This window comes from Hymenobacter citatus, assembly GCF_014333615.1.
In the GTDB taxonomy this organism is placed as follows: domain Bacteria; phylum Bacteroidota; class Bacteroidia; order Cytophagales; family Hymenobacteraceae; genus Hymenobacter; species Hymenobacter citatus.
In genome coordinates this window covers 1-11505 of the sequence record NZ_JACSCY010000017.1, presented here as the reverse complement: position 1 = coordinate 11505, position 11505 = coordinate 1, and the positions used below count along the sequence as shown (strand labels likewise).

The window sequence follows — 11505 nt, the reverse complement described above, 5'->3', positions numbered from 1 at the left end:
ACAGAGTTTGTAGGTAAGCCGAAAATTGTAGTTGTTATGTTGGAAATTTCGCAGCGCGGGCAGCAGATGCCTATGTCACCCTACCGCAAGCTGACGCCGTATGCTGACGCGGCCCGGCAGCGTGGCACGGAGGTGTATCACCTCAATATCGGGCAGCCCGATATTGAAACGCCCCCCGAGATGCTGGCGGCGGTGCGCGAAACGGAGATTAAAGTACTAGAATATAGCCCGAGCGCCGGCAGCGGTAGCTACCGCCAAAAGCTGGCGGCCTACTACCAGCGCAACCTCATTCCAGTGCAGCCCGAGGATATTCTGGTAACGGCGGGGGGTAGCGAGGCTATCTTCTTCGCCTTTATGAGTTGCCTGAATCCGGGGGATGAGGTCGTGATTCCGGAGCCGTTTTACGGTGCGTATATATCCTTCGCCATTGCCACCGATGTGCGCATTGTGCCCGTGGTGTCTACTTTGGATGAAGGCTTTGCCCTACCCCCTATTGAGGCGTTTGAGCGGGTGATTACGCCCCGTACGAAGGCCATTATGGTGTGCAATCCCAGCAACCCTACCGGCTACGTGTACTCCGAGGCCGAGCTGTTGCAGATGCTGGGCCTGTGCCAGCGCCACAATCTGTTTTTCTTGTCCGACGAGGCCTACCGCGAGTATTGCTACGAAGGCTTTGCCACCAGCGCCCTGCAACTGCCCGGCGCCGGCCAGCACGTGGTGATGGTAGACACTATTTCGAAACGCTACAGCGCCTGCGGGGCGCGACTGGGCGCCTTGGTTACGAAGAACCCCGACGTGCAAGCCGCGGCCCTCAAGTTTGCCCAGATGCGCGTGAGCGCGCCCGCCTTGGCCCAGCTGATGGGCGAGGCCGCCGCCGAGCTGCCCGACTCCTACTTCGACCATACCAAAGCCGAGTACCGCGCCCGCCGCGACCTGATGGTGCGCCGCCTGCGCGCCATGCCCGGCGTAACGTGCCCCGTACCCGGCGGCGCCTTCTATGTAATGGCCCGCCTACCCGTAGACGACGCCGGCACGTTTGGGCGCTGGCTGCTGGAGGAATTCAGCTACCAGGGCCACACCGTGATGGTGTCGCCGGCGGCTGGCTTCTACGTAACGCCCGGTCTGGGCCGCGACGAAGTACGCCTGGCCTACGTGCTGAATCTGGAGAAGCTGGACGCCGCGCTGGACTGCCTGGAGCAAGGCCTGGCCGCCTACCCCGGCCGGTTGGTGCAACCAGTCGGGCAGGTATATCAATCTTCACTGTAGCTACCTGCCCAGAGCCAGTAGGCGGCAGCCATGTTTGCCCTTACCCTGCCGCGACGGCGCCTCACGCAGAATATTGTGCTATAGCCATTTGTAAGAGACGGACTTACGGAGTAGTTTGTGGAACAACGGCACGCGCCGACAACACGTCGGGGGCGTGGCCGTACGCATACCCTCCTCCACTCTTACCCCCTCCACCAATGGCTACTACGCTCACCTCCCCTACTGTCAAAAAGTATTCGCTAGGCATGCGCCTATGGCATTGGGGCAATGCTTTTCTGATAACTGCCCAACTGGTCACTATCCTGTTTATCTCGGTGATTGTGAATACCAAAAGCCTGCGACCAGAGTTTCAGCAGGCTTTTCAGAAAACAGGCGGTTCGTTGAGTGAGCAGCAGGCGCGCTCCCTGGCCCACATTGTATCGGAGCGTATCTGGGACTGGCACGTGTATTTTGGGCTGGCGCTGGCGGCGTTTTTAGTGTTTCGCATTGTGCTCACGTTTGTGCAGCCGGCTGCGCAGAGTTTCCGCACGCGCTTCCGCGAGGCCCGGCAGGAAGGTGGCACCGCGCTTTTTGCCAAGTACACCTACATTGCGTTCTACCTGTTTTTGGTAGTACAGGTGGCTACGGGCCTGGCACTGGTCTACGGCGACAACTTGGGCCTGGCCCGCGGCGCCGAGCACACCATCAAGGAGATACACGAAGTGAATATGTATTTGATAATTGCCTATACCGTGCTGCATATTGTGGGTGTAGTGCGCTCCGAAATTGTGGAGCGGTATGGGCCGCTGGGCAGCATGATTCACGGCCGGGCCGTGGGCGAAGAGCGGTTGTAGTCCCGCAAGTTGCCGCACCTGCGAAGAATGCGTAGCTTACAGCATCTATTCAACCACTTGATGCTCTATGCTTTATCAACCTTCCGGCCTTGGCCTGCTGTTTCTGTTTGGAATTGACCTTGCGGCGCTAGCGCTTCTGTATTTCCTGGTTCGGTCGCCTCAGCGCTGGGAGCGGGTGTTGCTGTATGGCTCGGCTGTGTTGCTGGTGCTCTTTTCTTCGCTGCTTAAACTGATATTCTCGGATCCGACGTTTGGGGTTTCATCACCAGCTGATTTACAGATTGAAAATCGGCTGAGCAGTTCATTTCAGACTTTCTATTACCTAGCTGAAAATGAAGACGGTCAGTTGCAAGCCTTTTGGAAAGAGTATATGTTGGGTCGCCACAAAACCCGCACGTTTGAAGGGGAGGGCTTCCAGGGCGTGCTCATTGCCAAGAAGCTAGATGGGCAATGGCAGTACCAGCGCGTTTTACCACACCACTTAACGGCTGTACTCGACCTCACCCATTTCCAACCCGACACCTCCGGGCGCGTTGCGCGAGCCATCTGGACTCATGCTGGCGTCGAACTCGGCACTTACCTGTCGGAGTTGCTGACGCTGGCGCTGCTGTTTCTGCTGGCGCAGCGCCTTCCCACCGCTTTTCGCAAGCAGCCGGACACCCCGTATATCGATGTAGTACTCACCTGATAATAGGGTGGGGGCGTGTCTTTTCCTCTCTCAACGAGTGAGAACAGTACCATTACGAGTCGGCTCAGGCAGCGCGCAGGGCACTGGTACGCTTATTGTCTAAGACAGAGCGTCTTAATTTTTATGCTCCATGCTCGCTCCCGAAATTCATTTCCGCGCTGCTCTTCATGAGGAGCGTTTTGCCCTGGCCGCCGTTCTGCTCTCCCAAGCGGTAGAAGCGCGTGCTGCCCAGCCATTCCCGTTGGTGCAGCTGATGCACTTGCAGCGCGCCTGCCAGCTGCTGCTCGCGCACCGGGAAGGGCACACGGCCGACAGTCTGTTGCAGGCGGCGGAGGACTATATGTATACGCTTTCTCCTATTCCTAAAGCAGGCCTGGAGCTAGCGTAGCACTAGCCCCTACCCACAATAAAAACGCCAGCCTCTCACGAAGCTGGCGTTTCTGTTTTTTGTTGTGTGACCTTCAACGAAGCGACACAAAACAGTGTGCCTCTACAACGTCTGCAAGTCAATTACGAAACGATAGTGTACGTCGCCTTTGATCATGCGCTCGTAGGCCTCGTTGATGTCTTTCATCGGAATCATTTCGATGTCGGACATGATGTTGTGCTCGGCGCAGAAGTCCAGCATTTCCTGGGTTTCCTGGATGCCGCCAATAAGCGAACCGGCAATGCGGCGGCGCTTGGCAATCAGGTTGAAGGCATGAATCTCGGGTGCCTCTGGCGGCACGCCCAGCAGCACCATGGTGCCGTCGAGGCGCAGAGCGGCCAGGTAGGGCGTCAGGTCGATTTTGGCTGATACCGTGTTGATGATCAGGTCGAAGTAATTGCCGGCAGCCTTCATGGCTTCCGCGTCTTTCGACACGATGAACTTGTGGGCGCCCAGTTCTTTGGCGTCTTTTTCCTTTTCGGGCGAGGTGCTGAACACCGTTACTTCGGCACCCAAGGCGGCAGCTAGTTTCACGGCCATGTGGCCCAAGCCGCCCAGGCCTACCACGCCTACCCGGTCGCCGGCTTTCACTTTCCACTGGCGTAAGGGCGAGTAGGTGGTGATGCCAGCGCACAGCAGCGGCGCTACGCGGGCCAGATCCAGCTTATCGGATACATGCAGCACAAACTCCTCACGCACCACAATGTGGCTGGCGTAGCCGCCGTAGGTAGGCGCGCCGGTTTCCCGCTCGCGGCCGTTGTAAGTGCCTGTGAAACCTTCCTCACAGTACTGCTCCACGCCTTCGTTGCAGCTGTCGCAGTGCTGGCAGGAGTCGACCATGCAGCCTACGCCGGCCAGGTCGCCTTGTTTAAATTGTTTTACGTGGCTGCCTACCTCCACTACGCGGCCCACAATCTCATGGCCGGGCACCATGGGGAAAATCGAGCCGCCCCACTCGTCGCGCACCTGGTGCACGTCGGAGTGGCACACACCACAATACTGGATTTCGATGAGGACATCGTGGGGGCCTACCTCGCGGCGCTCGAAAGAAAAGGGCGCAAGCGGGACGTTAACCGCTTCGGCGGCGTATGCTTTGGTTTGGTTCATGAGAGGGAAAATGAGAACGGATACTTTAAGTCCTTATTAACTCCCTGCCATATAGAAAGTTTGGTTTACGTCTATTTAATTTTACAAAACTAATCTTTTAATCAGTTCGGTCTTTTTCGCTTTGTCGTTGGGTAGCTAGCTGATTCGCAGTAGGCCATGGTTCTTTGCCACTCACCAAGCCTTCTACCTGCGCCCGCATCCGTTTCATCGATTCGCGGGCGAATCGGCGCTGCAACATCCGCCCAAACAACCGAAACCCTACCCAGTAAATTGGATTGCGGATGCTGCCCAGCTGCGAGTAGGCGTGCACATGGAAGTTGACCTGGCCCGTTGTCAGGTTTTTGTGCACGGTAAATTCAATTTCGCCGCGCTCGAAATGGCCTTCCAGCGTGCGGTAGTTGTAGCCCCACACCTGCTCCTGCTGACCGTCGTTGGTGGTGCGCTGCTCGTCCGTAACGCCGCCAATGCGTACGCCAAACCAAAACGTGAAGAATAGAAACTGCGCCCGCAGCACCATAATACGATGGTCAAGCTCCGAATCGGGCGGAAAGATGCCGGTGATGAGGTTGGGGGGCGGAAACGAGTAGCGACGCAGCACTACCTGAGCAGCTTGCCAGCTACCGTGCTCCTCGGGCGGGCCCGGCTGCTCAGCCAGCAGTTCGGTCTGATAATCATCAATGCGCCAGCCGCTTTCGGCAGTATATTCACTGCTGCGCTCGGGGTCGAAGTTGTACTTCGCGTCTTGGTAGGCGGCTAGCCGCGCCTGCTGTTGCTCCCATAAAGGCGGAGTGGTTGTGTTAGCCATGGGCAGAGACAACGGCACCATTCTCAATTGTATCTATCTGTACCTCAGACAGAGTAGCACCACCGCTAGCCTCAGCTACCCGCTCGCAGAAGATGCGCCAGGTTTGCTCCTGCACCCGTTTGCCGGCGCCAAGCTTATCGTACATCAACGCTACCAGACCGTCGCGGCTGCGAGCCCAGGAGTGAATTTCGAATCGAATAGCGTCGGCGCGGTCGGGGTGTGGCAGCAAGCTGAAGCGGATGCGGCCGGCCTCGGGGTGTCCATCGAGCGTAATAAATTCGAAGGCAGTCGGGCTGATGTCTGTCACGCGTACCTCGCCGTTCCACGGCCCCAGGATCTTGATCTTGAATTCATCGCCCACGGCCAGGCTATGCTGCTCACCAGCCGTTTTCTCGAAATCGGCTAGTAAATCGGGCGAGAAGTGCGCTACATCGCATTGAATTTGCTGCATCAGCTCAGCAGCCGTGTGGCGTGGGCGGATGATATCGAGGCGGTAGCGCCGCTCTAGAAAAGGACCGGAGCCTGTATCCGCAGGTTGTTCAGATTTAGCCATAGCAGTAAAGCAGAAAGGCTTCTTCTAACGCAGGGCGCGGGCAGGGGTTGGCCGCAGAGTAACCCTACTCCCAATTCGCAGTACATCTAACTCTACCCTTCCGCTACCTTATGTACCGCCCCTACCACCCCCCAGCCGACCCGCTTGTTGTACGCGACCTAACCCAGCAGCAAAACGACCTGCGCCAGCGCGTGCAGCTGATGCCCCTACCCGCCGCGCCGCGCCTCATCGCCGGCTGCGACTCGTCCTTCCCTACCCCCGATACCATCTTGTCGGTGTTCGTGGTGCTCACGTTTCCGGAGTTGCAGCTCGTCGAAAAAATATATCACCACGACACCGTGACGCTACCCTACGTGCCGGGTTTCCTAGCTTTCCGCGAGGCGCCCAACCTGCTGCGCGTCTACGAAAAGCTTCAGCACAAGCCCGATGTGATTATGGTAGACGGCCACGGTATTGCGCACCCGCGCCGCATGGGCATTGCCACCCAACTGGGCGTGTTGCTCGACGTGCCTACCTTCGGCGTAGCCAAGCAAAAGCTGACGGGCAACTACGAGGAACCCGGATTGGAGAAGGGCAGCATCACGCCCCTCACCGACAAATCGGGCGAGCTAATCGGGCAAGTACTGCGCTCCAAAGACAAGATCAAGCCCTTGTTTGTCAGCCCCGGCCACCGCTGCGACCAGGCTACCGCCATGCAACTCACGCTGGCCTGCCTGCGCGGCTACAAGCTCCCCGAGCCTACCCGCCTGGCCGATTATTGGGCCGAGCAGTTCAAGAAGGAAATCCGGTGACCCCACCCCCGACCCCTCCCCTCCGGGAGAGGGGTGCCAGACGATCAGAACAATTCGTAGAACGCACCCCTCTCCCGGAGGGGAGGGGCCGGGGGTGGGGTCACGCCGCCTGCAACGCTGCTAACGACTCGCCTGCCGCTTCTGGCAGCCCCAGTAACCGCGCTACCGCCGCATATACCACCCGTGGACTACCCGCTTCGGCCATAATACCACGCTGCGTAGACGCCTGCGTTGACTTCGACAGCTTCTCACCGTCGGCGCCGGGTAGTAGGGCGTGGTGTGCGAACTGCACGTGGGTAAACGAGGCAGTGCTTTCAACGTGCCCAGCCAGCCACAATTGCGCGGCTGTGCTGGGCAGTAGGTCCAGCCCGCGCACGATGAAGGTAGTACCCAGGCGCACATCATCTACCACAGAAGCAATCTGATACGCGGCCACGCCGTCTTTCTTGCGTACCACAAAGTCGCCCATGTCGGCAGCCAATAGCACCGCTGTATGCTGCTGCCATTGGTCCTGAAACTTGATGGCGAGGCCGTTGGGCACGTGGGCGCGCCAGGCGGTTGCGGGCGTATCCAGGGGTAGGCGCTGCGCCTGGCAGGTGGCGTCGGGGTGGTGGCCGCCGGCGCGTTGGATGTCGGTGCGGGAGCAGTGGCAAGCGTACAGCAGGCCGGGCACCTGGCGCAGCTCGTTCAATACTTGCTGATACTCGGATAGGTGGTGCAGCTGCGAATAGTGACGCTCAAAGTCCTCGGGGCCGCTGGGTCCGTGGTCGTAGTCGAGACCGAGCCACTCGATGGTCTGAAAGATATTGTCGAGGTAGGCGGGGCGCAGGCGTTGGCGGTCCAGGTCATCGATGCGCAGGTGCAGTGTGCCGCCGGTGCGGCGCGTGAGTAGCCACGTCAGCACAAAGTTGACGGCATTGCCCAGGTGCAGGTAGCCGCTGGGGGTAGGCGCCAGGCGAGAGATGATGGGAGCAGTTGTGGGAAGAGACAAGAAATCCATGATAAATTGTGTCACTCTGAACGCAGTGAAGGACCTTCTCACGCGTGAACGACTATCGTAACAACGACTTGTTCTAACGTGAGAAGGTCCTTCGCTGCGCTCAGGATGACAGGCGTTTTTTACTACCTATCTTCCACCGGGCGGGCAGTTGTCTTTCAGAAACTTGGTGTAGGTAGCGGCCAGGTGGCGGCTGGTGCCTTCGCCTTCCGAGATGCTGTGCGTGCGGTTGGGGTAGCTCATCAGCTGGAAAACCTTGCCGTGGCGCACCAGTTCGTTGATCATCTGCTCGGCGTTGTTGTAGTGCACGTTGTCGTCGCCGGTGCCGTGGATGAGCAGCAGGTTGCCGCGCAGCTTGCTGGCGTGGGCCAGCGGCGAGTTGTCTACAAAGTAGTGCTTGTCTTCGGGCAGCAAGCCCATGTAGCGCTCCTGGTAGATGTTGTCGTAGTTCAGCTGATTATCCACAGCGGCAATGCTGATGCCGGTTTTGTAGATCTGCGGGTATTGAAACAGCAGGCTGAGGGTAGACGAGCCACCGCCGCTCCAGCCCCACACCGCCACGCGGCTGGTATCCACAAACGAGTTTTTCAGCACTTCCTTCGCGCCCATGGCCTGGTCGCGGATGTTCAGGGCGCCGATGTTGTGGTAGATGGCCTTGCGGAACTCCCTACCCCGCGGGGCGGGCGCACCGCGGTTTTCCAGCGAAGCGTAGATGTAGCCGTCATCAGCCATGCTGCCCTGGTAGAGGCGGTTGAACCCGGTGCCGAAACGGTCGGTCACGGTTTGGCTGGCCGGCTCGCCGTACACGTAGAACACGATGGGGTATTTCTTCTTCGGGTCGAAGTTGGAGGGCTTCACCATCCAGCCGTCCAGGGTTACACCGTCCTCGGTTTTCACCTGGAAAAACTCCGCTTTGGGCAGCTCAATGCTGCGGGCCTGCGCCGAGGCCTCACCGCCGCTCAGGCGCTGGTGAGCGGGTAGGCTCACCACATCCGACACCGGAAACACCGTGGTGCTGGAGTAGTTGTGCAGAGCAATTTTGCCATTGGGCGAGATGTCGTAGCCGTGGGTGCCTGCTAGGTTTTGGGGCGTCACGCGCTCGGCCTTGCCGCCTTTCAGGGGCACTTTGTAGAGGTACTGCTGGGTGGCATTGGTAGGCGAAGCCATGAAGTAGATAGTGCCCGTAGGCTCGCTGATCTGCTCAATGCTAATCACATCGTAGTCGCCTTTGGTCAGCAGTTTTTCTTTACCCTTGCGGTCTACAGTGTAGAGGTGGCGCCAGCCATCCTTCTCGCTGCTCCACACAAAGCTTTTGCCGCCGTCTACCCAGTTCCAGCCTACGGCGCCGTCCTTGGCGTCAATCCAGGCTTTGTCGGTTTCGGAGTAGATGGGCTTGGCCGCGCCGGTGTTGGCATTAACCAGCATCAGCTTGCTTTCGTTCTGGCGGCGGTTCAGCTGCTGCAAAATCAGTTCGCCGTTGCCAGCCCATTCCATGCGCGGAATGTAGTGTTGCACTGCATCGCCGGGCACGTCCATCCACTTGGTTTCGCCGCCGTTTACGGCTACTACGCCAATGCGGCAGCGGCTGGGGTCCTCCCCTACCACGGGGTACTCCACGGGTACGTTGAAGGGGTAGAGTGCATCGGTGGTATTCAGCATCAGATAGTTGGGCGTTTTGCGGGCGTCCAACTGCCAGTAGGCAATGTGCTGACCGTCGGGTGCCCAGCGGAAGCCGTCGCGGCAGTCCAGCTCCTCTTCATACACCCAATCAAAAGTGCCATTGATGAGCTTGTCGGTGCCGTCGGTGGTCAGGGCTTTGCTGGTGCCGCTGGCCAGGTCCTCCACGTACACGTTGTGGCCGCTCACGTAGGCCACCTTCGAGCCATCGGGCGAGAACTTGGCAAACATCAGCGACGACGCGGGTTTGTCTTTCCCTACCTGCTTCAGCGTCTTGGTGGTCTGGTCGTACACCCAGTAGTCGCCGCGGGTGTCGTAGCGCCACACTTTTTTGGTGTTGGTGTTGATGAGCACCTTCTGGCCGTTGTCGGAGAAGGCAAAGCGTCGCACGCCAATGGGCGCTTGCTGGCCGGCGGGCGTCAGCATTTGCTTGCTTACCAGCGTCACTTTCTTGGCCGGGTCGCGCAGGTCGAGCTGCACAATTTCGCCGTCCTGGGCGCGCATATAGCCGTAGCCGTCTTTGGTCCACTGGGTGCCGGGGCCTACCTGCGCCAGCGCGGTTGTAGCTCCAGTAAAGAAAAGCACCGCCGCCACACCGGCGCTGCGTACTGCGTGTTGAATCATTCGGGGGTTGAGAATTTTTGAGGGGTGGAAATTAGTTTTTTTTGATGGGAAGGCGGCCCCGGTCCGACGGCGCAGCCGTCCGACCGATATCGTTGCTGACGCCTGCGCCGGTTGGGGCAAATGGTGGCATACATCAGCACGAAGCTCGTTCAACATCAGCAACGATACCGGTCGGACGGCTGCGCCGTCGGACCGGGGCCGGTTGGTGTTGCAGGGTCGTGCAGAAGCAAAGTAAGGTTGCACGCAACTTTCATGTACCTACATAGGTTATACACACAAAGTAGTATCTTGCATTCCCCTTCGACTTATATTGTTCATTCCCGTGAAACACGCCCCCACTACCTACCCCGTGCACGAGCTGATTCGGCAGCGCTGGAGCCCCCGCTCGTTTGCCAGCCAACCCGTAGCGCACGATACGTTGCAGCAGTTGTTTGAAGCCGCCACGTGGTCGGCCAGCGCCATGAACGAGCAGCCCTGGCGCTATATCTACGCCCACCACGCCGACCACGACAATTTCCAGCAGATGGTGGATTGCCTGCTACCCGGCAACCAGCCCTGGGCCAAAAATGCGCCCGTATTGATTCTGGCCCTCGCCAACACACAGTTCAGCAACGGCACGCCCAACGGCGCCGCCCTCCACGACCTGGGCATGGCCAACGCTACCCTGTCGCTGGAGGCTACGGCCCAGGGCCTCTACACGCACTTCATGGGTGGTTTCGACCGGGCCAAAGCCCAAGAGGTTTTCCACCTACCCGATACGCTGCAACCCGTGGTGATGATTGCGCTGGGCTACCTCGGCGACGCGGAGCTGCTGGAAGAACCTTTCCTGAGCCGCGAGAAAGCCGCCCGCCAGCGCAAGCCCGTTTCCGAAATTGCCTTCCACGGCTCCCTACCCGCCTAGCGCCATGCCCCACCGCCTCACCCACGCCCACGACCGGGGTCTGAAAGACATCGGCTGGTTGCAAAGCAATTTCTCGCTCAGCTTCGGCCCCTACGCCAACCCCGAGCGGGCGGGTTTTGGGCTGCTGCGCGTGTTCAACGATGATTTTGTGGCGCCCGGCAACGGCTTCGGCCTGCACGCCCACGCCAACATGGAAATCATCAGCATCATGCTGGCCGGGCGCATGAACCACATCGACTCGCTGGGCTACCGCGAGGAGGTAGGCACCGACTGGGTGCAGATTATGAGTGCCGGCTCGGGCCTGCGCCACGAGGAGCACAACGTGGGCGACGACACCGTGAACTTCCTGCAAATCTGGATTGAGCCGAAGCTGCAAAACGTGACGCCCCGCTACCAGCGCCGCCACTTCCCCGCCGAAAAGCGCCGCAACCAGCTCACCACCGTGGTCAGCAACGAGGAAGGCACGGCGCACTGCTGGATCAACCAGAACGCCCGCCTCTCGCTGGGCTTCTACGATGCCGGCCAGCAGCTCACCTACTCCCTCAACCCAATGAATAAGTGCGTGTTCCTTTTCGTAATGGAAGGCGCCCTGACGGTGAACGGTCAGGCCGTAGCCCAGCGCGAAAGCCTTGGACTGTGGGAAACCAGTGAAGTGCAGATCAGCTGCGAGGCGGAAAGCAAGTTTATCGTGATTGAGGCGCCCATCAATCATTAAGCGGCTTTCTGAATAGAACGTCCTTTCGCCCATCAAAACGTCCTTTCGAAGCAGGGAGAAAACTCGCGCGCCACGGTAATCCAATCGTAAAGGAATTACCGTGGCGCGCGAGTTTTCTCCC

At 59.1% G+C, this 11505-nt stretch carries 12 protein-coding genes; 7 read left to right on the top strand and 5 right to left on the bottom strand.

The annotated features are described in order from the left end of the window. Positions 1 to 36 precede the first annotated feature (36 nt). The 4 genes from H8B15_RS17390 to H8B15_RS17375 all read left to right on the top strand — a co-directional run bounded on the left by H8B15_RS17390 (position 37) and on the right by H8B15_RS17375 (position 3175). Positions 37 to 1266, top strand: a complete 1230-nt coding sequence (locus H8B15_RS17390; RefSeq protein WP_187320925.1) for a pyridoxal phosphate-dependent aminotransferase — start codon at positions 37 to 39, stop codon at positions 1264 to 1266. Between the two features lie 197 nt (positions 1267 to 1463). Beyond that, the gene (locus H8B15_RS17385) at positions 1464 to 2099 is read left to right on the top strand and encodes a cytochrome b/b6 domain-containing protein (RefSeq protein ID WP_187320924.1); all 636 of its coding nucleotides are present in this window, start codon (positions 1464 to 1466) and stop codon (positions 2097 to 2099) included. A gap of 67 nt (positions 2100 to 2166) precedes the next feature. Beyond that, a complete protein-coding gene (locus tag H8B15_RS17380) occupies positions 2167 to 2787 on the top strand; it encodes a hypothetical protein (RefSeq protein ID WP_187320923.1) in 621 nt (206 codons plus the stop codon). Between the two features lie 130 nt (positions 2788 to 2917). Further along, positions 2918 to 3175 carry a hypothetical protein gene (locus H8B15_RS17375; protein ID WP_187320922.1) on the top strand — a complete coding sequence of 86 codons (258 nt, stop codon included), beginning with the start codon at positions 2918 to 2920 and terminating at the stop codon, positions 3173 to 3175. 102 nt (positions 3176 to 3277) lie between these two features. Here H8B15_RS17375 and H8B15_RS17370 read toward each other — a convergent pair whose 3' ends face one another. The 3 genes from H8B15_RS17370 to H8B15_RS17360 all read right to left on the bottom strand — a co-directional run bounded on the left by H8B15_RS17370 (position 3278) and on the right by H8B15_RS17360 (position 5679). Beyond that, the gene (locus H8B15_RS17370; protein WP_187320921.1) at positions 3278 to 4321 is read right to left on the bottom strand and encodes an NAD(P)-dependent alcohol dehydrogenase; all 1044 of its coding nucleotides are present in this window, start codon (positions 4319 to 4321) and stop codon (positions 3278 to 3280) included. Between the two features lie 97 nt (positions 4322 to 4418). Beyond that, the gene (locus H8B15_RS17365) at positions 4419 to 5126 is read right to left on the bottom strand and encodes a DUF1990 domain-containing protein (protein ID WP_187320920.1); all 708 of its coding nucleotides are present in this window, start codon (positions 5124 to 5126) and stop codon (positions 4419 to 4421) included. Further along, complete coding sequence (locus tag H8B15_RS17360) at positions 5119 to 5679, bottom strand: DUF1990 family protein (RefSeq protein ID WP_187320919.1); 561 nt, start codon at positions 5677 to 5679, stop codon at positions 5119 to 5121. Before H8B15_RS17360 ends, H8B15_RS17365 begins: the two co-directional genes overlap by 8 nt. A 110-nt stretch (positions 5680 to 5789) precedes the next feature. On the opposite strand from H8B15_RS17360, the gene nfi reads away from it, so the two are divergent. Beyond that, a complete protein-coding gene (gene nfi / locus H8B15_RS17355) occupies positions 5790 to 6470 on the top strand; it encodes a deoxyribonuclease V (RefSeq protein ID WP_187320918.1) in 681 nt (226 codons plus the stop codon). Positions 6471 to 6570: 100 nt separating this feature from the next. Here nfi and H8B15_RS17350 read toward each other — a convergent pair whose 3' ends face one another. After that, complete coding sequence (locus H8B15_RS17350; RefSeq protein ID WP_216859190.1) at positions 6571 to 7461, bottom strand: glutamate--tRNA ligase family protein; 891 nt, start codon at positions 7459 to 7461, stop codon at positions 6571 to 6573. A 135-nt stretch (positions 7462 to 7596) separates the two neighbouring features. Beyond that, entirely contained in the window at positions 7597 to 9768 is a 2172-nt protein-coding gene (locus H8B15_RS17345) for a S9 family peptidase (RefSeq protein WP_246455609.1), read from the bottom strand. Between the two features lie 322 nt (positions 9769 to 10090). Between H8B15_RS17345 and H8B15_RS17340 the strand changes: the two genes are divergently transcribed. Together H8B15_RS17340 and H8B15_RS17335 are read left to right on the top strand one after the other, a co-directional pair. Next, on the top strand, positions 10091 to 10669 hold the full coding sequence (locus tag H8B15_RS17340; protein WP_216859189.1) for a nitroreductase family protein: 579 nt from the start codon (positions 10091 to 10093) through the stop codon (positions 10667 to 10669). A gap of 4 nt (positions 10670 to 10673) precedes the next feature. Beyond that, entirely contained in the window at positions 10674 to 11384 is a 711-nt protein-coding gene (locus H8B15_RS17335; protein WP_187320916.1) for a pirin family protein, read from the top strand. Positions 11385 to 11505: the final 121 nt, after the last annotated feature.